The sequence below is a fragment of the Paraburkholderia sp. MM5384-R2 genome, assembly GCF_014201025.1.
GTDB lineage: Bacteria > Pseudomonadota > Gammaproteobacteria > Burkholderiales > Burkholderiaceae > Paraburkholderia > Paraburkholderia tuberum.
In genome coordinates this window covers 33,416-54,869 of sequence record NZ_JACHDI010000036.1, presented here as the reverse complement: position 1 = coordinate 54,869, position 21,454 = coordinate 33,416, and the positions used below count along the sequence as shown (strand labels likewise).

At 64.8% G+C, this 21,454-nt stretch carries 16 protein-coding genes; 4 read left to right on the top strand and 12 right to left on the bottom strand.

All coding sequences use genetic code 11. The features are described 5' to 3' along the window. Positions 1–81: 81 nt before the first annotated feature. Together HDG37_RS34535 and HDG37_RS34530 are read left to right on the top strand one after the other, a co-directional pair. Positions 82–738, top strand: a complete 657-nt coding sequence (locus tag HDG37_RS34535; protein WP_184041122.1) for a 2-hydroxychromene-2-carboxylate isomerase — start codon at positions 82–84, stop codon at positions 736–738. Positions 739–938: 200 nt separating this feature from the next. Next, entirely contained in the window at positions 939–1,889 is a 951-nt protein-coding gene (locus tag HDG37_RS34530; RefSeq protein WP_184055485.1) for a LysR substrate-binding domain-containing protein, read from the top strand. Here the strand turns inward: HDG37_RS34530 and xdhC are convergent. The 3 genes from xdhC to xdhA are packed head-to-tail and all read right to left on the bottom strand — an operon-like array spanning position 1,886 to position 6,429. After that, positions 1,886–2,476, bottom strand: a complete 591-nt coding sequence (gene xdhC / locus HDG37_RS34525; RefSeq protein WP_184055483.1) for a xanthine dehydrogenase accessory protein XdhC — start codon at positions 2,474–2,476, stop codon at positions 1,886–1,888. The two genes, HDG37_RS34530 and xdhC, sit on opposite strands and share 4 nt — an antisense overlap. A 31-nt stretch (positions 2,477–2,507) precedes the next feature. Then, positions 2,508–4,877 (bottom strand): xanthine dehydrogenase molybdopterin binding subunit, encoded by a 2,370-nt coding sequence (xdhB, locus tag HDG37_RS34520; protein ID WP_184055481.1) that lies wholly within the window; start codon positions 4,875–4,877, stop codon positions 2,508–2,510. Between the two features lie 34 nt (positions 4,878–4,911). After that, positions 4,912–6,429, bottom strand: coding sequence for a xanthine dehydrogenase small subunit (gene xdhA / locus HDG37_RS34515; protein WP_184055479.1), 1,518 nt, complete (start codon positions 6,427–6,429; stop codon positions 4,912–4,914). A gap of 228 nt (positions 6,430–6,657) precedes the next feature. Between xdhA and HDG37_RS34510 the strand changes: the two genes are divergently transcribed. Further along, positions 6,658–7,869: an MFS transporter gene (locus HDG37_RS34510; protein ID WP_184055477.1), complete on the top strand. Its 1,212-nt coding sequence runs from the start codon at positions 6,658–6,660 to the stop codon at positions 7,867–7,869. Positions 7,870–7,984: 115 nt separating this feature from the next. Here the strand turns inward: HDG37_RS34510 and HDG37_RS34505 are convergent, their stop codons facing one another. From HDG37_RS34505 to HDG37_RS34480, 6 genes are all read right to left on the bottom strand, one after another. Then, entirely contained in the window at positions 7,985–9,274 is a 1,290-nt protein-coding gene (locus tag HDG37_RS34505) for an oligosaccharide flippase family protein (protein WP_184055475.1), read from the bottom strand. Between the two features lie 31 nt (positions 9,275–9,305). Further along, on the bottom strand, positions 9,306–11,042 hold the full coding sequence (locus tag HDG37_RS34500) for a hypothetical protein (RefSeq protein ID WP_184055473.1): 1,737 nt from the start codon (positions 11,040–11,042) through the stop codon (positions 9,306–9,308). A 58-nt stretch (positions 11,043–11,100) separates the two neighbouring features. Beyond that, the gene (locus HDG37_RS34495; protein ID WP_184055471.1) at positions 11,101–12,015 is read right to left on the bottom strand and encodes a glycosyltransferase family 2 protein; all 915 of its coding nucleotides are present in this window, start codon (positions 12,013–12,015) and stop codon (positions 11,101–11,103) included. 157 nt (positions 12,016–12,172) lie between these two features. After that, positions 12,173–13,378: a hypothetical protein gene (locus HDG37_RS34490; RefSeq protein ID WP_184055469.1), complete on the bottom strand. Its 1,206-nt coding sequence runs from the start codon at positions 13,376–13,378 to the stop codon at positions 12,173–12,175. A 4-nt stretch (positions 13,379–13,382) separates the two neighbouring features. Then, the gene (locus HDG37_RS34485) at positions 13,383–14,483 is read right to left on the bottom strand and encodes a glycosyltransferase (protein WP_184055467.1); all 1,101 of its coding nucleotides are present in this window, start codon (positions 14,481–14,483) and stop codon (positions 13,383–13,385) included. A 142-nt stretch (positions 14,484–14,625) separates the two neighbouring features. Beyond that, positions 14,626–16,845, bottom strand: coding sequence for a GNVR domain-containing protein (locus HDG37_RS34480; RefSeq protein ID WP_184055465.1), 2,220 nt, complete (start codon positions 16,843–16,845; stop codon positions 14,626–14,628). Positions 16,846–17,065: 220 nt separating this feature from the next. Here HDG37_RS34480 and HDG37_RS34475 point away from each other — a divergent pair, with 220 nt between their 5' ends. Continuing rightward, positions 17,066–17,449, top strand: a complete 384-nt coding sequence (locus HDG37_RS34475) for a hypothetical protein (RefSeq protein ID WP_090803213.1) — start codon at positions 17,066–17,068, stop codon at positions 17,447–17,449. Positions 17,450–17,912: 463 nt separating this feature from the next. Here HDG37_RS34475 and HDG37_RS34470 read toward each other — a convergent pair whose 3' ends face one another. From HDG37_RS34470 to HDG37_RS34460, 3 genes are all read right to left on the bottom strand, one after another. Further along, positions 17,913–19,157, bottom strand: coding sequence for a glycosyltransferase (locus HDG37_RS34470; RefSeq protein WP_184055463.1), 1,245 nt, complete (start codon positions 19,155–19,157; stop codon positions 17,913–17,915). A 92-nt stretch (positions 19,158–19,249) separates the two neighbouring features. After that, entirely contained in the window at positions 19,250–20,134 is an 885-nt protein-coding gene (locus tag HDG37_RS34465; RefSeq protein WP_184055505.1) for a polysaccharide deacetylase family protein, read from the bottom strand. A gap of 61 nt (positions 20,135–20,195) precedes the next feature. Further along, positions 20,196–21,449 carry an FAD-dependent oxidoreductase gene (locus HDG37_RS34460; RefSeq protein WP_184055461.1) on the bottom strand — a complete coding sequence of 418 codons (1,254 nt, stop codon included), beginning with the start codon at positions 21,447–21,449 and terminating at the stop codon, positions 20,196–20,198. Between the last annotated feature and the right edge of the window lie 5 nt (positions 21,450–21,454).

Genomic DNA, 21,454 nt, shown 5'->3' with positions numbered 1-21,454 from the left:
CCGCGTAAGATCGCTACAATTTTGATGAGATAACGGACGCACCGTCCGCGTCGTCCGACACAGGCAATCCGGGAGACATTTATGACCGTTGGCATCGACGCCCAACAGCGGCAGTGGTTTTACGATTTCGTCTCGCCGTTCACCTACCTGTTGCTCGAGCAATACGACAAATGGCCCGGCTTCGACTTCGCGTTCACGCCGGTCGTGCTGAACGATCTGTATCGCCACTGGGGCCAGCGCTCCGCGTACAGCGTGCCCGCCAAGCGCACCTTCATGTACCGGCACGCGCTGTTTCGCGCGGAGCAGCTCGGCATTCCGTACAAAATGCCGCCCGCCCATCCCTTCGATTCGATGAAGCCGCTGCTGCTCGCGACCGCCGCGAACGGCGACGTGCAATTCGTGCGCGAGATTTTCCGCTTCATCTGGCGCGAGGGGCGCGATCCGTCGAGCGACGAAGCGTTCGCCGAGCTGTGCGAGCGCGTCGGCAAGCCGGACGGCCCGGAACTGATCCAGGACGAAGCCGTGAAGGCGCAATTGCAGCGCAATACCGCCGATGCGATCGAACTCGGCGTCTATGGCGTGCCGACGTTTCGTCTGAACGATCAGCTGTTCTGGGGCGAGGACGCGCTGCCGATGGTGCTGTACTGCGCGCGCACGCCGAACTGGCTCGAATCGCGCGAGGTGAAGCGGATCAGTTCGCTGCCATGGGGGCTGCCGGACAAACCAACACCGGCATAACGCGGCGGCCGCTGAGGGCCGCGCCCTGGTTGCGGCTTCGGCCCGAACGAATCGATGCCGGCAGGCGTCGCGCTGATGCCGGCCATACCGTGCCCGCTATGCCGCCGAAGCGCAAACGGGCCTAAGGTTAAGCTTTCGCACCCCACGCGCGCGCCGCGCGGCGAGTTCATCGGCAGCGCCCGCGCCACCACGCTTCGATCATGGACGACACCGCCGCCTCACTCGATATCTGGCTCGTGCGCGTGCTGCGCACGCTGCTCGTCGAGCGCAGCGTCACGCAGACCGCGTTGCGGCTGAACCAGACCCAGCCCGCGATCAGCACCGCGCTGCGCAAGCTGCGCGAAACGCTCGGCGATCCGATTCTGGTGCGCGGCAAGTCGGGCATGGTGCCGACCGAATACGGCGAGTCGCTGCTCGCGGCCGCGCAGCGCGTGTTGCGCGATGTCGATTTCGTCGCGACGCCGCATGGCGATTTCGACCCGGACCGCTCGCGCCGCACTTTTCGCGTCGCCGCGCCCGACTATCTGAACGACTTCTTCATGCCGACCGTGATCGCGCGGTTTCGCGAAGCGGCGCCGCATGCGCGGCTCGAAATCGAATCGCTGGGGCCGCTGCTCGATCATTCGGCCGCGCTCGACGCCGGCGAACTCGATCTGGTGATCGGCAACTGGCCGAAGCCCGATCCGCGCTTCGAGCGCAGCGACCTGTTCGCCGATACCGTCGTGTGCATGATGCGCGCGGACCATCCGCTGACACACGAGCCGCTCACCCGCGAAGCCTATCTGGCCGCGCCGCATCTCGCGCCGACACCCTACAGCGGCGCGCGCGGCGGCGCGATCGATACCGGCTTCGCGCGGGCGAAGGCGAGCCGGCGCATCGTCGCGACGCTGCCCTACTTCGGCCTCGTCGCGCAGACGCTTCTGCAATCGGATCTGATCTTCACGACGACGCGGCGTTTCGCGATGCACTACGCGAGCATGTTGCCGCTCGCGGTCGTCGACGTGCCGATCGCGTTTCCGCGCATCCGCTGCTATCAGTTGTGGCATCCGCAGCCGGATCGGCCGAGCGATATCGGCTGGCTGAGGACGTTGATGTCCGAGGTGTCGGGTGAGCTGGTCGCGCGCAAGCCCCCGTTGCGCCGTATGGCCTAAACCGTGATCTGCGCCGTTGCGCGGACGTGGTTCGCGGCCTGCCCCAACGCATGAACCGTCGCGGCCTGCCGTGTCCTCAGTCGCAGCAGTTGCGCGCACACCGCAATCGCGATCGCGGCGGGGGCCTTGTCGACGATCCCTTCGACGCCGATCGGACAGGTCATCTCCGCGAGCCGCTCCCACTCCACGCCTCGTTCGAGCAGTCGCCGCTCGAACTTCACGCGCTTCGTGTTCGAGCCGATCATGCCGAAGTAGCTGAAATCACGCCGTCGCATGATGCGCGAGGCCAGCGAAAAATCGAGCGCATGGTTGTGCGTCATCACCAGAAACCACGCGCCGGGCGGCGCCGCGTCGACGATCGCCTCGGGCGTGTCGGTCGCTTCGACCTGCACGTTGGGCGGCGTTTCGTCGGGGAACAGCTCGTCGCGTTCGTCGACCCACTGGACCACGCACGGCAGGCTGCCAAGCAGATGCGCGAGCGCATGGCCGACGTGTCCCGCGCCGAACAGCACGATGTGCATCGGCGCCGGCCGCGGTGCAAGCTCGGGTCCGGTCCCGCCCGGAGAACAATTCAGGCGTGCTTGCATATTGCGCTCCCAACTCGTTTGCCACTCGCCATCACGCCCGCCGCGCGGCCGCCGTCGCGGCCCGCACCGCGCCGACCGCCTTCAGGATTTCCTCGCTGGTCGCGGGCGCATTGAGCGGCGGATTGACCTGATGGCCGCCGACCGCCGACACCGCGTCGCGCACCGCGAAGAACACCGAGAACGGCAGCAGCAGCGGCGGCTCGCCGGTCGCCTTCGAACGATGGATGCTGTCCTCCGCGTTGCGGTTCCTGAACAGCCTGACATTAAAAACCGGCGGCACGTCGTTGACGGTCGGGATCTTGTACGTCGAGGGCGCATGCGTCATCAGCTTGCCGCCGGCGTCCCACCACAGCTCCTCGGTGGTGAGCCAGCCCATGCCCTGAATGAACGCGCCTTCCACCTGGCCTACGTCGAGCGCCGGATTCAGCGAGGCGCCGACGTCGTGCAGCGCATCGGCGCGCAGCACGCGCATTTCGCCGGTCAGCGTGTCGATCACGACTTCCGATACCGCCGCGCCATACGAGTAGTAGTAGAACGGCCGTCCTTGCAGCTTCGACTGATCCCAGTAGAGCTTCGGTGTCGCGTAGAAGCCGTCGGACCACAACTGGATGCGCGCGAGATAAGCCTTCGCGACCACTTCCTCGAACCGCACGGCGACCTCGCCGACCATCACGCGATCATGCGCGAAGCGCACGTCCCGCGGGTTCACGCTGCCCGCGCCGAAGCGCTCGGCCGCGAACGCGGCGAGCCGCTCGCGCAACTGGCGCGCGGCGTCCTGCGCGGCTTTGCCGTTCAGGTCGGATCCGGTCGACGCGGCCGTCGCCGACGTATTGGCGACCTTGCTGGTATCGGTCGCGGTCACCCGAATCCGGTTGAAGCCGACGCCGAGTTCATGCGCGACGATCTGCGCGACCTTCGTGTTCAGCCCCTGGCCCATTTCGGTGCCGCCGTGGTTCACGAGCACCGAGCCGTCGGTGTAGATATGCACGAGCGCGCCGGCCTGGTTGAAGTGCGTGACGTTGAACGCGATGCCGAACTTGACCGGCGTGAGTGCCAGGCCCTTCTTCAGGATCTCGCTGTTCGCGTTGAATGCGTCGATCTCCTTGCGGCGCGCGCGATAGTCGCTGGTCGCTTCGAGTTCGTCGATCAGCTCGTGAATCACGTTGTCTTCGACCACCTGGCCGTACGGCGTCTGGTTGCGCTCGGTCTTGCCGTAGAGATTGCGGCGGCGCACGTCGAGCGCATCGACGCCGCACGAGCGCGCGACGTTGTCGAGGATGTACTCGATCGCGAACGCGCCCTGCGGGCCGCCGAAGCCGCGAAACGCCGTGTTCGACTGCGTGTTGGTCTTGCCGCAGGAGCCGTCGATCGAGACGTCCGACAGCCAGTACGCGTTGTCGAAGTGGCACAGCGCGCGCGTCATCACCGGCCCCGACAGGTCGGCGGAAAAGCCGCAGCGCGAGGTCATGTCGACCGCGACGCCTTCGATCACGCCCTCTGCGTCGTAGCCGACTTCGTAGGTGTAGTGGAAATCGTGACGCTTGCCGGTCACCATCATGTCGTCGTCGCGATCCGGGCGCAGCTTGACCGGGCACAGCAGCTTCCACGCGGCGAGCGCGGCGCAGCACGCGAACAGCGCCGACTGCGATTCCTTGCCGCCGAAACCGCCACCCATGCGCCGGCATTCGATCAATACGTTATGCGATGCAACGCCCAACGTGTGCGCGACGAGGTGCTGCATTTCGGTCGGATGCTGGGTCGAGCAGTAGACGTGCATGCCGTCGTCGTCCTTCGGCACCGCGTACGAGATCTGCCCTTCCAGATAGAACTGCTCCTGGCCGCCGAGCAACATCTCACCGGCCTCGCGATGCGCGGCACGCGCGATCTTCGTGCCGGCGTCGCCGCGCGCGAGCCTCATCGGCGGCAGCACGAACTGGTTCGCGGCGCGCGCCTGCTGCGCGCTCAGCACCGCCGGCAGTTCCTCGTAGACCACCTCGGCGCGCCGTGCGCCGAGACGCGCCACCTCGTGCGACGTCGCGACCACGATCAGCATCGGCTGGCCGACGTATTGCACGACGCCGTCGGCGAGGATCGGATCGTCGCCATGAACGATCGGGCCGACGTCGTTGACGCCGGGGATGTCGTCGGCGGTGAAGACCGCGACGACGCCGGGCGTCGCGCGCACCTTGTCGAGCGCGATCGAGACGATCTTCGCGTGCGCCTTCGACGACAGCCCCAGCGCCGCGTGCAGCGTGCCGGCCAGCTCGGGAATGTCGTCGGTGTAGGTCGCGCGCCCGCTTACGTGCAGATGCGCGGACTCGTGCGGACGCGACACGTGCACCTGGGTAAAGTCGTCGAGTTCCTGAACCTCTTTCAGGAACGGTTCGGCTTGCTGGTTCATGGTTGTGTTCTCCGTATTCTTGAACGCGCGGGGCTCAGGCGCTCGCGCCGGCCGGCGCGACCGCGCGCACGTCGAGCGCGCTCTTCGGCAGCGGCTGATGCGCGCGCGTTTCGAGCCAGAAGCGGTACAGCGTGTTCTTCGCCGACTCGAGGCGGTACTCGCTGCTCGCGCGCATGTCGGTGAGCGGCGCGTAGTCGGTGCCGAGCGCGAGCATCGCGGCCTGCGCGGTCGCCTCGTGCCACTCGGCGTCGCGCAGCACGGCTTCAGCCTGGAGCGCGCGCTTCGGCGTCGCGGCCATGCCGCCGAACACGATGCGCGGCTCGCGGATCGCGTCGCCGTCGGCGATGAACGAGAACGCCGCGCAGACGGCCGAGATATCCGAATCGAAGCGCTTCGACAGCTTGTAGGTACGAAAGCGCAGGTTCGCGCGCGCACCGCCGCGCGCGGGCACCTTCAGGCCGACGACGAACTCGTGCCCGGCCATGTCCTTCTGCTGATACGCGAGGTACAGGTCTTCGAGCGGCATCTCGCGCTCGATGTCGCCGCCCCGCACGATCACGCGCGCGCCGAGCGCGATCAGCCCCGGCATCGAATCGCCGATCGGCGAGCCGTTCGCGATGTTGCCGCCGAGCGTGCCGGCGTTGCGGATCGGCAGCGACGCGAAGCGCTGCCACATTTCGGTCAGCTCCGGGTACTGCTTCGCGATCTCGGCATACGCTTTTTCGACGCTGACGCCGGCGCCGATCTCGATCCAGTCTTCATTGGTTTCGAGCTTTTGCAGCTCGGCGATCTGTCCGACGTAGATGAGGTCGCCGAGCTCGCGCATCTGCTTGGTGACCCACAGGCCGATGTCGGTGCTGCCCGCGAGCAGGTGCGCGGCCGGTTCCTGCTGTTTGATCCGCGCGAGCGCCGCGACCGTGCGCGGCGCGGCGAAGCGCTGGCCCGCGTGCTCGTACTGAAACGTGTCGCGGCGTTCGAGCGTCGCGAGCGTGTCGGCGAGCGCCTTTACGTCGACTGGCGCTTGCGGCGCGGGCGCGTCGAACATGCGCTCGGCCGCGTCGACGATCGGCCGGTAGCCGGTGCAGCGGCACAGGTTGCCGGTCAGCGCATTGCCGATCGCCTCGCGCGACGGCACCGTGCGGTTCGCGCAGCCATGCTCGTGGCCGTGCTTCTCGTAGAGCGCCCACATCGACATGATGAAGCCCGGCGTGCAGAAGCCGCACTGCGAGCCGTGGCAGTCCACCATCGCCTGCTGCACCGGATGCAGCGAGCCGTCCGGCTGGCGCAGGTCTTCGACCGTGAAGAGCGCGCGGCCGTCGAGGGTCGGCACGAACTGGATGCAGGCGTTGACCGCCTTGAACTCGACGCCGCCCGCCGGATTGCGCTCGCCGATCACGACGGTGCAGGCGCCGCAGTCGCCTTCGGCGCAGCCCTCCTTGGTGCCGGTGCAATGCGCGTCCTCGCGCAGATACTGCAGCACCGTGCGGGTGACGGGCGCGTCCTCGATTTCGCGGATCGCGTTGCGGTGATAGAAACGAATCGGCTCGGTCATGTCTCGGTGCTCTCGTCTGTTCCGTGTTTGCGCGGACACGCCGCGTCGATGGTTTGAAAGCTATCACCGTCAATAAACCTAACCCATAGCCTGAATCGCATGGGGGACATATTGTTCGCGCGATATGACCCGCCATTGATTCGTCCCATTTTTTAAGCAAACCCTGCAAGGGAATCGGTTCCATGGGAGAATCACGCCTTCCCGCCGAATTCAAGTCTGGTTTTCCCGATGTCCACCGACTCCGCGTCCGCCCGCAGCGAATTTGCGACGACCCTGCAGATCATTCCGGTCGTCTTTTTCACCTTTCTTTGCTACCTCGCGATCGGTATTCCGCTCGCGGTGCTGCCCGGTTATGTGCACGGCGACCTCGGCTACAGCGCGGTGCTGGCCGGCGCGGCGATCAGCGTGCAGTACCTCGCGACGCTCGCGTCGCGGCCGCTCGCGGGCCGCTCGGCCGATACGCTCGGGCCGAAGCGCACGGTGTCGATCGGTCTGCTCGGCTGCGGCGCGAGCGGCGTGCTGCTGTTGCTCGCCGCGCTGACCGGTCGCTGGCCGGGGCTGAGCCTCGCACTGCTCGTGTGCAGCCGGCTCGTGCTCGGTTTCGGCGAGAGCCTGTGCGGCACCGGCGCGATCCTGTGGGGAATCGGCCGGGTCGGCACCTCCAACAACGCCCGCGTGATTTCGTGGAACGGCATCGCGACCTACGGCGCACTTGCGATCGGCGCACCGCTCGGCGTGATGATCTCGCGCTCGATCGGCTTTACCGCGCTCGGCATTCTGGTGATCGCGCTCGCGGGGCTCGGCTATTACCTCGCGCGTTTGATCGCGCCGGTGCCGGTCGTGCACGGCGAGCGGATGTCGTATCGCAGCGTGTTGACGCGCGTGCTGCCGCACGGTATGGGTCTCGCGCTCGGCTCGGCCGGCTTCGGTTCGATCGCGACCTTCATCACGCTGTTCTATGCGGCGAAGCACTGGCCGAATGCGGCGCTGTCGCTGACGCTGTTCGGCACGCTGTTCATCGGCGCGCGCCTGCTGTTCGCGAACACGATCAAGACCTACGGCGGCTTTCGTGTGGCAATCGCGTCGTTCTCGTTCGAATGCGCGGGTCTGTTGATGCTGTGGCTCGCGCCCGAGCCGCACATCGCGCTCGCGGGCGCCGCGCTGACCGGCTTTGGCTTCGCGCTGGTGTTTCCGGCGCTCGGCGTCGAGGCGGTCGGGCTCGTGCCGCCGGCGAGCCGCGGCGCGGCGCTGTCCGCGTACTCGGTGTTTCTCGATCTGTCGCTCGGCATTACCGGGCCGCTGGCGGGGTATATCGCCGGCGAGTTCGGTTACGGCTCGGTGTTCCTGTTTGCCGCGATCGCGGCTGCCGCGGCGGTCGTGCTGTCGACGGTGCTGTATCTGCGCAACGCGAAAGTAACCAGTCTGTCTACCGCGCAGTAAGCACTCGCAGTGAACGCGCGCAACGAACGCGCGGCGCAGACGCAACAAGGCCGCGACGCGCAAGGTCTTCACGACGCGCGCCGCGGCCATTCGATCCCACTGTCCATCCTCGCGGCTAATCCCTCTCCGCCGCCATCTCCTGCTTGATCGTCGTCTGCGCGCGCACCGCGATCTGGCCGTGATTGATTCGGCTCGACACGTTGTACACGCCGATCAGCATGAACAGCTCGGTCGCGGCCACCGAGCACGCGGTGCCGACACCGCCCCAGAAGTAGATGCTGATCGGTGCCTGCACCAGATGGAACAGCGCGCCGTAGATATAGATCCGCTTCAGCAACGACTGATTGCCCGACGCGATGACCGTCAGCATCACCTGGGTCGTCGTCATGCCGACGATCGCCGGCACGAACACGAGAACGCGCAAGATGCGGAACGTCTCGCCGAATGCCTCGCCGAGAAAACGTCCGACGAACCATTGGCCGAGCACCGTAAAGCCAACCAGAATCAGCACCGCCGACGCCGCGAACGCGACCATGAAGCCGCGGTTGACCTTGTGGATATAGGCGAAGTCGCTGCGCTCGTAAGCGACGCAGATCTTCGGAAAGAACGCCTGGATGGCCGGCGCCGTGCACGCGCGTAGCGCGTTGGTGAGTCGCTCGGCCGCCACGTAATAGCCGACCGCGCCCGGGCCGCTGATCATTCGCAGCATGATCACGTTCGCGTACATGTACACGGACGTCAGCGCCGAACCGAGAAAGATGTGATACGCCTCTTTCGCCTCGGCCATCACGTCGGCCCAACTGACCCGCACGGTCAGCAGGATCTCCCGCTTCCAGATCAGCGCGCCCATCAGGATCACGCCGCACACGAAGGTCGGCGCATATTGCAGAGCGGCCGCGAGCATCACGTCGTCGCGAGTCCTCACGAACAGGAACAGCGGAATCAGCAGACCCACGCGCGTCGCGAGCAGCGTGCCCGCGAGCACCGGCAGGCGCTGCGTGCCTTCGTAGAAGCAGCCGGGCGTCAGCACGCCGCCCCAGATCACGAGCGAGCCCAGCAGCGTCGCACCGCGCTCCTGCGGCGACATGTGCGCGGCGAAGGCCCAGCCGACCAGCACCAGCGAGCACAGCACCGCGAGAATCGCGCGGCCGATCGTGGTCGACCAGTAGATGCGGTTCACGACCTCCGGGCTATCGATGTGCACCGCCACCTTGCGCGCGCTCGACAGGCCGAAGCCGAAGTCGACGATGACGAGAAGAATCTGCGAAATCGATTGCGCGTAACCGATCACGCCCAACCCGGCCGGCCCGAGTACGTGCGACAGATACGGCAACGTAACGAGCGGCAGCACGTAGTTCAGTGCGTACACCGAATACAGCGCGATGATGACGTTTCTCGTCGACACAATCGTCCTGTTTGCAGTAGGCGGTGAAAACTCAGGTCGAAAAAACAGAATACGAGACGAAAGCAGGTTCGCTCAGTGCGATATCGATCCTGTTGTAGCGATCGTCTTCGCCATTTGCGTTCAACACCGCGCTCTTCACCGCATTGCCGATCAGATTGCTTACCACGGTCTTGTAGTTGGCGTCGGTTGCGTCGGTTGCGAACAGGATTTCGGCGAGTAGAGCATGGCCGCGTGTGGCCGCGCGCAACACCACGCGGCCCGAGGTCGAGCGCAGCACGTTGACCGCGATGCGCGTCGTCTCCTGCGAGACGGTCTGGTTTCCGCAATGCAGCGCCGCCGCGACGCCGCCGCGTTCGTAGCCGACGCCGAGATTCAGCGCATGCGCGAGGCTCGCGTCCTTGCCGCCCGCGATCGCGCCGCCGCCCGGATACGCCTTGGCGTAACCGACGATCGTGTCACCCGCGCGATCGCCGAAATTGCCCTGAATCGTGATGCCGTCGAGCGGTGTGCTGCCCGGCGCGGTCGAACTGCCGTACACGAACTGCGGGCCGTCGCAGCCGGCGTTCTCGTCGTCCTGGCCGGGACGGTAGCGATTGCCGACGATCGTCGCCCCCTGCTGGTAATCGATCTGGATGTGGCAACTCTGACCGGGCGGCACATCGAGGTACGACGGATGGCCGCGCGTCGAGAATTTCCAGCGGCCGATCTTGCCGTCGCCGCCGCAACCGTTGCGCGAGAAGTAATTGCCGTTCACCACCTTGCCCCAGTTGCCGCTCTTCATATAGACGCCGGCACAGCCATTGCGATCGAACACCGCGCCGACGATCAGCGACTCCGCGCCGAGAATCACGCCGTGTCGCGCGTTCCATTCCCAGCGTCCGCCGATCACCTGCCAGAAGTTGTCGACGATATCGGCGCCGGCCGTATGGCAGAACATGCCGATGCAATTGATCAGCGAGCCGTCGGTGTGCTCGGTCGCGTAGAAGCCGCGCTCGCACATGTACGCATAGCAGCGCTCGAGCGTCGAGGTGACGCCGAGTTCGTAGCCCGCGCGCGAAAAACCGATCGCCGTGCAACGACTCGCCCCGGCCGACGTACCGAAGTGGATGCCGATCGCCGTGTTGCCGGTGTGCGCCGGATAGTTGGCGAGGTAGTAGATGACCTTGTCGTAATGCGCAGGCCGCACCTGCAGATGATCGACGAACGCCGAGTCGCCGAGCGTCAGCGCCGCCGACCTCGGGCCGCCCGAGTCCTGTCGCTCCAGCACGGTCGCCGCCATCGCGATGTCGGTGATCACCACGTATTCGCCGCCGCCGTCGCCGCGCAGTCTCGAACCGTTCGCGGTGGCCAGGTCGCCGGTGTAACGCCAGATGCCGCGCGGTAGATACAACCCGCGCGCACCGCTCGCGAACGCTTCCCTGAGTTCAGCGCCGCAGTCGTAACCGGACGCGCCGCGCTGGATCGCCGCCAGCCGGTGCGGATCGACGAAGCGCGCGACGCTGACCTCGAGTCCCGCGACGATGTCGCTGAGCGTCTTCAGATAGCTCGGCGCAACCGGTTCCGATGCGGCACGCTCGGGCACGGACGCGGCGACGCGCAGGACGCCGCCGGCGCCGTCGCCCGCGCCGTTACCCATACTCGCGAACGCGTCGCGCTCGCGCAGCGCGTGCCCGGTCGCGCGCGCGATGCCCAAATCGGCTGTGCTTGCACTGGCCCCGGCCAGGCCGCCGAGCAGGAACGTCTTGAGCGCCTGTCGCCGGGTTTTCATCTAGCCTTCCCCCATTGCATTACTCCGTTCTTTTTTCACGTCGAGACATCGACAGGCATCAGTCCACCGTGATGCTTTGCCCCTGCTCGGCGGCCGCCGGACGCGCGCTCACGGTCACGGGGACCGGCACCGCACGCGCCTTCGCGCTGCGACTCAGGCCCTGCACGCCTGGCGGTCTGAACAGCGGCACACGATACTTGCGGCTGAAACGCCACAAGCTGTTCATATGCCGGCGCCCCGCCTTGCTCAGGAAGCCCGCTGCCGACGCACGCTGATGCTCGTGCGTGAGTCGCGCGCCCGGCACGCACAGCACGCGGTAGCCCGCCTGCCAGATGCGCGCGCAAAAATCGACGTCCTCCATATAGAGAAAGAAGTGCTCGTCCATGCCGCCGAGTTCGCCGAATAGCGCGCGCCGCACGATAAAGCCCGTGCCCAGCACCCAGTCGGCCTCGAACGGCGTTCCCGCGGCCCACGCTTCGCGCATCATGTGGTTGTCGATGCGGCGCTTGAACGCGCCGAGCCGCCCGAGCGGCGAACGCCGGCCGAGTATGTCGAGCACCGAATAAAAACGCCGCGCGGAAAACTGCCGCTCGCCATCCGGATAGACCAGATCGAGACCGACGAGGCCGACATCCTTCTCCGTTCTGAACAACTGCACCGCGTTTTCGAGCGATGTATCGACGAAATAGGTGTCCGGGTTCAGCACGAGCACGAGTTCGCGCAGACAACCGACCATGCCGAAATTGACGCCGGCTCCGAAGCCGCGATTGATCGACGTTTTGACGAGCCTCACTCCGGTCGGAAGCGTCTCCCTCAGATAGGAAAACGAATTGTCGGGTGAAGCGTTGTCCACCACGACGATGTCCTCCTTATCCGCAATCGAAAGTTCTAGCACGGAGCGCACGCAATTTCCGACCAGTTTTGGCGTGTTGTAATTGACGATCACCACGCTAAACATTCCCTTCAGGTTCATCCCCACCTCCTGCTTTACATCTGGTGTTCGTGGAATTACCCCCAAACACGGCTTTCTGGTTCTTGCACCTTGCTTCGCGCTGTTCGCGCGCACTACCGACTACCCCCTGCTCGTCCGCGCGATGCAGACGATCCGGAGCGCACTGCCTTCTGGTTCGCTACGTGCTGTTTGCACGCGGTCCGCCCACGTAATCGAACACTGGCAATGTCATCAGGATGAAGACAAACGGAATCACTTCGATCGATTGATAGAAGAGCGTTTGAAATAAAGCGGCCCACATGCACAACGAAATCCGGCTCGCGCTGCTCGCGAGTTTCGTCACCGATATCAGCACGCCGTAATAGAAGATCGCGCCCATCAGGCCGATATTCAGAATCTGCTGCAGCACGCTCGATTCGACGACGCCGAACTCCTGTTTCACCGGCTCGGGTGCCGAGTTCGTGACGAGCCCAAAGTACGTGCCGGCGATCACGTTGACCGGCAATACGAGCGACTTGGCCTTTTCCCATGCTTCGGTGCGGCCGTCGTTGCCGTCCGATTGCAGATCGGTCGCGCCTATGATCCGTTCGGTGCCGACGTTGACGACACTATCGTTCTGACTGCTCACCGCGACGCCGAAGATCATGATCGCCATCGTCGCGAACACGGTGGCAACGATCAGTTTCGCGTTTCTCGTGATGAACTGGATCGGCGCCTGCACGAACGCGAGCCCGAACGTACCGAGAATGATCAGCATGCCGCTGCGCGACAGCGCCGAGAAAATCGCGAAGCTGAGCACCGCGCACGCGAGGCCCGACAGCACGTTCTTGCGCACCAGATAGTCGACGCCGCACAGCGACGCGGCAATCGCGACGAACAGCGGGTAGTGCAGATAGCTGCCGGTCAGCGACGGCGCGCGCAGATTGTCGAAGCCGTACGTCGCGCCGGGCAGATCGATCGGGAAGACGTTCTGCTGCTGCGCGAGCGCGACACCCGCCTCGATCAGCGCGATCAGCACGAGCCCCGCATAGGCGACGCGCGGCTGCACGAAGCGCCTCTGATAGTTCGAGATCGCGTAGAAGTAGATGAACAGCGTGAAGATGAAGACGAACAGATAGGACGGCCCGAACTCACCGGTGAGCGCGAGCGTCGCGACGATCGACAGCCCGGTCGAGAACAGCATGCCCACGAGGAAGCCGAACGACAGGCGTCCTTCGTCGCGGAAGTAAGCGGCGATCGCCGTCGGCGAGACGTACCACACGAGCAGCCCGACGATGCCGCCGACCTGGATCAGATAGGCGGCGTCCTTGCCGATCAGATACTCGAGCACGCCGCGCGAGGCACACAGCACGACGGCCAGCAGATAGGCGATGGTTGCGATCATGGCGTCAGACCTGATACGCCACGGAGGCGGTGAGGTTGACCGGATCACCGCGGTAGATGCGCTCGATCACGTCCTGGAACTCATCGATTTCGCAGACGTTGAGCAAGGTGCCGTCGTGCTCGACGCCTTCCGCGCCGAGCGGCGTCGAGACGACCGGCAGTTTCGCCGCGAGCATTTCGAGCGTCTTCAGCTTGACGCCGGCGCCCGACAGCAGCGGCACCACGCCGATATCGGCGGACTCGAAGTACTTGCCCGGATTTTCGACGAAGCCGGTCACGCAAATATCGTCGCTATTCAGGCGCTTTACGCGGTCGCTCGGATCGGAGCCGACCACGAACAGCTTCAGGTGCAGGCCGCGCCGGCGCAGCGGCAGAAAAATCGTGTCGATGAAATTGAGCAGCGCCTCTTCGTTTTCACGGCGTTGCATCGCCCCCCAGAACAGGATGTTGCCTTTCTCGACCGTGTCTTTCGAGCGCCGCACTTCCTTCAGAAACGCCGGCAGTGAGATCGGCACGACCTGCAACGTGCCGACCCCGGGGTACAGGCCGTTGATCAGCTGCGCGTCCTTGCTGGACAGCACGAGCACCTTGTCGGCCAGCTTCAGCAGACGCTGCTCGAGCATGAAGGTCTGCCGCGTGAACAGCCATCCTTCGATGGACTTGACGCGCAATATGACCTGGATCTGCAAGTCATGCGCGCACATCACGATCTTCACGCCGTCGTGGAAACGCTCGCGCAGATTCTGGGCATACGCAAAGCATTGCGAGAACTCGAGCCGCACGGTGTCGTATCGGTTCCTGTCGACGAGCTCGCAGAGGAACTTGCCGATCGCGGGCTTATAGCGCGAGAACAGGCGCGGCGAAAAAGTCAGCGGATTCGCGAGGAACGACGGAATCAGGTCGAACCGGCTCACGTACTGGATGTACACGTTGCGCACGTTCGCGCGGAACTCGATGGCTTTTTCGTCGACCGGCACGCGCGACACGATCAGCACGTCGAGCTCCGATTCCGCGCTCAGTTTGATCAGGTAGTCGTAGGCCAAACGGTGGCCAGCTTGCGGCGCATTTTTCTGAGGCAGAAAAGGCGTGACAAATAGCTGTTTCATCCGAGTAGTCCCTTGCCTGTACGGTACGCGCTCGGTAAGCGCGGCCGTAAGATCCCTTCGCATTGCCATGTTGCTGTTCTGATCGGTCCAGTCGGGCGCTACGCCCCGCACCGCGGGCGCGTCGCGAACCAGGCGCCCGGGCTTATCTGTCGTACGGTTTGTAGATGTAGGCCGCGTAGCGATAGCGTCCGTAGCCGTAGCTGTAGCGTCCCGGCCGCATCCGCAGTCCGTTCATGATCACGCCGCGCACCGGCAGGCCGACCTTCTGCATCTGGCGGACCGACTCACGCAGCTCGCCGATGCCCGTGACACCCTGACGCGCGACGAAGAACGTCGTACCTGCCACGCAGGCGAGCCGGACCGCATCCGCGGCGAGCAGCACCGGCGGTCCGTCGAGCAGCACGACGTCGTAGCCGGTCGCGACCTGGCGCAGCACCGCTTCGAGCCGTGTGTTCGACAGCACGTCGCTCGGGCTCGCCACCTGGCGGCCGCTCGCGATGAAGTCGACACCCTGGAAACGGGTCGCGCGAATCAGCTCCTCGGGACGGTACGCGCCCTGGATCAGATCGGTGAGGCCGGGACCGCGATCGCCGCCGAGATGCCGATGCAGGAAGCCGCGACGCAGGTCGCCGTCGATCAGCAGGACGCGCTTGCCGGTCGCGCCGATTACCGCGGCGAGATTCAGCGACACGAACGACTTGCCGATGCCCGGCGTCGGGCCCGTGATCAGCACGATATGGTTGCGCGCCTTGGTCATCGTGAATTCGAGCGCGGTGCGAAAGCCACGCAGACTTTCGATGGCCGGATCGATCACCGCTTCGCCCGCAAGCACGAGCGCCTTCGATTCCGGACGGCGACGGCTGTGCGCGAACCGCTCTTCCTGACGGCTGAACGGCACGCTCGCGTAGACCGGCAAACCGGTGCGCAGCTCGACTTCGTATGGATCGTCGATCGCGTCGAACAGACGCTGACGCACGAGCGCGATCACCGAGCCGACGAACACGCCCAGCATCAGCGCGCCGATGATGATCAGCAGCGGCTTGGGCCGCACCGGCGTATCGGGCGCGACGGCGCCGTCGACGATGCGCACGTTGCCGGACTTACCCGCCTTGATCAGCTTCAGCTGTTCGAGCGTATTGCGCAGCGACGTATCGAGCTCGGTGCCGACCTGCACGTCGCGCTGCAGGCGCAGCACGTTCTGTTCGAGCGGCGGCAGCGCTTGCGTCCGGCTCGCGAGATCTTTCGCTTCCTGTTGCGCCGCATGCAACTGCGCGTTGACCGACTGCACGGCCGGATGCTGGTCGGTGAAGCGCGTCAGCAGTTCATTGCGCTTCTGTTGAAGTTCCGCGAGCCGCGTCTGCGCCTGAACCGACAGTTGCAGCAGGTTGGTCGCTTCCTCGCCGAGATCGACGGTGCCATGCTTCGCGCGGAAGTCGTTGAAGCGCGTTTCCGAAGCGGAAAGCTGCTGGCGCATTTCCGGAAGCTGTATTTCGAGGAAACGGATCGAACGCTCCGCTTCCTCGGATTTGCGCTTCAGGTTCTGGCTCACGTATTCGCCAGCGATGGTCGCGAGAATCGCGCTGATCTTCTTCGGATCGCTGCCTTCGAGCGACACGCCGAGGATGTCCGATTCCTTGCCTTTTTCCGAGATCGTCAGTTCCTTGCGCAGCTTTTCGGTCGTCGTCAGCGCGGACTGGCGCCGCACTTCGAAGGTCGCGCCGGGCTTCGCCTCGATCCGGTCGACGACGAGCGTGAGCGGCCCGTAGTTGGTCGTCGCGCTCAGCGCTTGGCCGACCGTGCCTTCGAGCTTCAGCTTGCCGTATTGCAGCTCGTAGCTCGATCCCTCGCCCATCTTCAGCACGAACGGACGGTCGAATAGCTCTTCGGGGACGTCGAATTTCGACACCGTGATGCGCTCGTTGCCGTACACGTAGCCGTGCGGTCCCGGCGTCGACAGATGATCGGAATGACGGCCGAGCCAGCGGCCGAACAGCGGGAAGTAGCGCGGCGCCGCTTCGATGTCGAGATTGAGCTTGTCGACCGCGCGGCCCACCACCATGCGCGAGCCGATCACCTGTGCCTCGCCTGACGTCGCGGTCTTCACGTCGAACATCGCGGACACGTCGCCGATCACGCTCCTGGACGAGGTACCCGCGTTCTCCTCGACCTGCACCAGAATGTCCGCGCGATACACGGGTTCGGAGAACACCGAATAAGCGATGCCGAGCGCGACCGCGATGGCCGTCGTGATGGCAATCAGCTTGCGATTGTCGTACAGCGCATCCAGATAATTCGCGAAGCCTGCCGGCGCATGTTCGCTGTTGTTGTTCCGGCTATCGAATGGTGCACTGCTTTGGTTCATGCGAGTTCTCCCAAAGTCTCGACGGTTTGCCACTTGTTCCCGGCGCCGGGACCGGCACGTCGCCGCATCCAGTCACGCCTGTGTCCAGCGAGCTGACCGCCTCGATCGGACGGGGGTAGCTGATTTCCGCCACATCGGCTACCTTTGTGTGTAACAGCGCCTATGCGAGGTCGGCTCTTTTCCCTAACATCGCATCACATGCTTTCTTACGGATCCCGAAATGAAAAAACTTCTTGCCGCCGTAATGCCCGTCTTGCTGAGCGCCCAGGTGGGTTACGCCCAGAGCATCGTGTCCGCCGCCTCTTCGGCTTATGCGCCGAGTTATGTCGCCAAACACTCGCAACTCGACGCGATGACGCCTCATGCGGCCAGTTCCACCACGCTCTACGGCTCCTCGTCGGATTTCGCGTACGCTAAAAAGAACCGCTATGTCGCGCCCAACGTGTACACCCAAACCAAAAACAGCCTTCCGAAGCAGAAACGTACAAGCGTTGCACAGCCTGTCCGCGGCAAGAACTCAGCGGACCCCTACGGCAGCGATTTGTGGAATTCAGACCAGACCTACGCGTCTCCCGAGACCGCCGATCCGTACAGCGTGCGCTGAGTTGTAGCGCATCACCGTCTGGACCCCCCGTATCGCCGATGTGGCCGCTTGCGGCCACATTCCTGTTTGGTTTGAACCGACTGCCGGGCCCGGTCGCGAAGATTCCCCGATTAGCCGCGTCTCGTCCGCCGTCTTTCCACGCAAACGCTCACGACATGCACATGCTTTTGTTCTGACGAGTCTGGCTTTTTCGCCGACCCATTGAGCCGGTCATCGCCAACTCCGCGCCGTCACCGCGGCCTCGTTTACTCTGTCGAGCCACGCGCTTCAGCGCTCGATAAAATGCCTTTCCATGGCGATCATAATATTCAGAGAGCCCGTCCTTACAACGTTCGGCAGCGCACACAAAAGCCGATTGCTACAGGATTGCTTCAGACAAATCACGCGATAAAAAGCACGTGTTTAAAACGACGATAACGGCACGGATATACACGCCGTTTGCCACAATCAGCGCCGACTATTTTCAGGGCACCGGACGCGGATTATCCGCATAGCGCGCGCGACGGCGCGACGGCGAGACGTGCGTCGAACTTTCGCCGATGTGCATGATTTCAGCCAGACGCCGCGCGTAATGCTCGGGCAGATATTCTTCGACGTCGTACTTTCTGTGCTCATCGGCCAGATGAATGGCGAGTTCGCCGAGCGCCTGTTTCAGACTGCCCGGATCGAACTTGAACTTGATCTTGTTGCCGACCGATTCCGCGGTCACCGCCATGCTGCCGCCATCGCGAACCAGCACCGGCAGACCGAGCATCGCCGCCTCGATCACGACAAGCGGCGCGTTCTCCGCGCCCACCGACGGCACGACCACCGCATCGGCGAACTCGCGCATGGCGGGAAACAACTGCTGCTGCGGCATCGTGCCGAACAGGATCAGCTTGCGCTGTGCGATCAGCGACGCGTAGCGCTGCTCGATCGCCGCGCGGTCCGGGCCGTCGCCGTACACGCCGATGCAATTGATGCGCTCGAAGCCCGTCGCCTCGCAGAGCGTCAGAAATTGCAGCAGGCCTTTCTCCGGCGAGATCCGTCCGACGAACGCGATGTTGAAGCGCTCCTTGTCACGCACCGTGACGATTGGCATCGCGCTCGGCACCGCCGACGGATTGTGCACGATGACCGTATTCTCGATGCCGACGCGATGCAGCGCCTGCTGCATGAACAGGCTCGGGCACAAGATCCTGTCGAACACGCGCGCGGGCTGATAGGCCGCGCGCACCGCGTGCCACCACGCCTTCGTCATCAGATCGTGCACGAGGCCCTTCGGCGTCGGCCGCAACGTGAAGACCGCGCGTGTGCGCAGCACGTCGAGCGGCAGAATGATCGGACGCTTATCCTTGTCGAAGTACTGCAGCGACGGGTTGTAGTAGACGAGGTGATAGTCGTGGCAGGTGTGATACGCGCGATAACCGAACTGACGCTCGTGCCGCGCGATCACGCTGAGAATCGAAGGCGACAGCACGTTGTGGTAGTTGTGCACCATCAGCCGATGCGGCCGGAAACGATGCAGCGCCTTTTCGAGCGCGCGCGCGGCGGTCGTGTTCCAGGAGCGCGACAGCATCGTCGAGCGCGCGGAAAACTGGCTATCGTCGAAACGCTCGACCTCGACGCCGGGCAGCGTGCCCAACAGCTCGGCCGATTGTTGATAGACCACTTCCGCGCCGCCCATGTGCGCGTAATCGTTGATCACCAGTACCCTGCAGCGCTGCATGTCCCCTCCTGTCGTATGCCCCTCGTGCCGTCTCGCGAAAAACCCCGACGGCGTTGCCCGGACGAATCGCTTCGTCCAGGCGCTCCCTCTGTTCAAAACTGCGGAAACTTGCCGCGCCAGCCTCCACCCTCGCGCAGATAGCGCAGAAACAGCGCAATGCCGCTCAATTGCGCCGCGAAGCGCAGCGTCGATGCCGCATCGTCGATGATGATCGTGCGCAGCCGGTACGGATCGGTGTGCTGATCGTTCCAGCCGATGTCGCAGGTGCGCGCGGTTTTGAAGCCGGCGGCCCGCACGAACTCCACTTCGCGTTCGCCGTAATTGCCGTTCGGATACGCGAAGTGCTCGCACGGTTGTTGCAGCAGCGCCGCGATCTCATGGCGGCTGTCGCGGATCTCGGCCTCGCTTTCAGCGTCGCTGCAATGCGTGAGGATCGGATGGAAGCGCGTATGCGCCTGGAAGTCGATGTGCTCGCGCATCGCCTGCATCGCTTCGATCGACAGGCCGGTCGGCCGGTCGTCGCCGTCCTGCTGGTAGCCTTGGGCCGCCAGCGCGGCGAGGCGCTCGTCGTTCGTCATCCGCTTCAGACGTTCATGGCCGACGCGCAGCGAGCCCGGATGCAGCCACCAGTGACTGCGCGGCCGTCCGACGATGCGGCTGCACAGGAAGATCGTCGGGCGCACGTTGTGCTTGATGAACACCGGCAACAGCTTCCCGTTGCCCGCGTGGCCGTCGTCGAGCGTGATCGCCACGCGTGGCCGGCCGCGGCCGGGCGCGCTGACGTCGGTCAACGGCACGAACTCGCACAGCTTGCCGAGATAAGTCAGGTGACGGTCGAGCGTGTCCGGATCGGGATCGTGATAAAGCAGCACGGCCACGCGATCGCGCCACAGCACCTTGCGCGTGAACCACGCCAGACCCGAAATCAGGACGAAGCCCGCCAGCATCTCCTTCACGAGCATCTTGTAGCGCTTCATGCGGCGCCCGCGGTAGCTGTCGGACAGGTGCGAGCGCGCGGGCGCGCCCGTTGCTTGGGTTTTATTCACCTGAGCGCTCCGGCATGGGTGCATGGGCGACGGGCCACGTGCGTTGCCGCGCACCCGCTTTCAACGAACCGATAATGTGCCGCGCCACGGTCGGCGACGCGTGCTTGGTTCCATAGACGAAGCGCATCACGGGCCCGAAGCTGTGCGCGCACGCGGGTCCGATCACATAGAGGCCGCGCACGCGCGTTTCGTAGTGCGACGTCAGGTCGGGCATGCCGCCCTGATTCGAAATCGCGTCGGCCAGATCTTTGGACAGGAACGCGTGCTGCCGCATGTCGGTTTTGAAACCGGTCGCGGCGATCACGTGATCGGCACTCACCCGCGCTTGCTTGCCGTCGCTCAGCACGTTCAGTACGACGCGGTCGTTTTCGACCGCCGCGGAGCGCACCACGGCGCGATGCGAGATCTGCACCTTGCCGACCACGCGATCGTGCAGCCACCACGCGCCGGACGCGCCGTACGTGTGCTCCATGATCTGCTTGCGGCGTCGCGGATCGAGCATGTGGAACACGCCGGGACACTCGGACAGGAACAGCGAGCGCCAGCCGCGCCCCAGTCCCGCGTCGGGCCCCTTGATGCGCGACAGGATGTTGCGACCGCCGTGCGGCCGCTCATGCCACACCACGCTGCTCTCGCGCATCAGCACGTGCGCGCGCGCGCCAAGTTCGTTGAGCAACGCGGACAGCCCGAGCGCCGACTGCCCGCCGCCGACGATCGCAATGTCCTTGCCGCGCGCCCATTCGAGGTTCCCATACAGCTCCGAATGCGACGCATATTGCGCCGGCAAGTCCCGCAGCGCCGGCGGGGTTTGCGCGAAGCCCTTCAGGCCGAGCGCGATCACGACTCTGCGCGCGGCGAGCGAGCGGCCGTCGCTGAGCGACAGCTGGAACTGATCGCCGACGCGGCGCAATGCGAGCACGTCGACCGGCTCGATTTCGCCGACCAGATTCGACTGGAACCACAAGCCGTACTCGACGAAGGTTTCGAGCGGCAGCGCCATGCCGAGCGGTTGGTAAGGCAGTCCTTTCAGGCGGCAGTAGTCTTCGACGGTAAAGCCGCTGCGCGGCGCGTGCAGGCTCGACGCGAAAGCCTCGGAGCGCAGCAGCATGCCGGGCGGCATGTAGTTGCGCCACGCTCCCATCGGTTCCCCGAGGATCTGGTGATCCACGCCGGCGGCCTTCAGATGCGCGGCAAGAGATGACCCGTAGGGCCCCGCGCCAATGATGATGGTATCGGTCAAAGACATGCTGG

Coding starts and splice junctions, on each gene's coding strand:
- xdhC (WP_184055483.1), bottom strand. CDS start 2,476: ATGCAAGCACGCCTGAATTGTTCTCCGGGCGGGACCGGACCCGAGCTT.
- HDG37_RS34475 (WP_090803213.1), top strand. CDS start 17,066: ATGAAAAAACTTCTTGCCGCCGTAATGCCCGTCTTGCTGAGCGCCCAG.
- HDG37_RS34530 (WP_184055485.1), top strand. CDS start 939: ATGGACGACACCGCCGCCTCACTCGATATCTGGCTCGTGCGCGTGCTG.
- HDG37_RS34485 (WP_184055467.1), bottom strand. CDS start 14,483: ATGAAACAGCTATTTGTCACGCCTTTTCTGCCTCAGAAAAATGCGCCG.
- xdhB (WP_184055481.1), bottom strand. CDS start 4,877: ATGAACCAGCAAGCCGAACCGTTCCTGAAAGAGGTTCAGGAACTCGAC.
- HDG37_RS34510 (WP_184055477.1), top strand. CDS start 6,658: ATGTCCACCGACTCCGCGTCCGCCCGCAGCGAATTTGCGACGACCCTG.
- HDG37_RS34460 (WP_184055461.1), bottom strand. CDS start 21,449: ATGTCTTTGACCGATACCATCATCATTGGCGCGGGGCCCTACGGGTCA.
- HDG37_RS34490 (WP_184055469.1), bottom strand. CDS start 13,378: ATGATCGCAACCATCGCCTATCTGCTGGCCGTCGTGCTGTGTGCCTCG.
- HDG37_RS34535 (WP_184041122.1), top strand. CDS start 82: ATGACCGTTGGCATCGACGCCCAACAGCGGCAGTGGTTTTACGATTTC.
- HDG37_RS34465 (WP_184055505.1), bottom strand. CDS start 20,134: ATGAAGCGCTACAAGATGCTCGTGAAGGAGATGCTGGCGGGCTTCGTC.
- HDG37_RS34480 (WP_184055465.1), bottom strand. CDS start 16,845: ATGAACCAAAGCAGTGCACCATTCGATAGCCGGAACAACAACAGCGAA.
- xdhA (WP_184055479.1), bottom strand. CDS start 6,429: ATGACCGAGCCGATTCGTTTCTATCACCGCAACGCGATCCGCGAAATC.
- HDG37_RS34500 (WP_184055473.1), bottom strand. CDS start 11,042: ATGAAAACCCGGCGACAGGCGCTCAAGACGTTCCTGCTCGGCGGCCTG.
- HDG37_RS34470 (WP_184055463.1), bottom strand. CDS start 19,157: ATGCAGCGCTGCAGGGTACTGGTGATCAACGATTACGCGCACATGGGC.
- HDG37_RS34495 (WP_184055471.1), bottom strand. CDS start 12,015: ATGAACCTGAAGGGAATGTTTAGCGTGGTGATCGTCAATTACAACACG.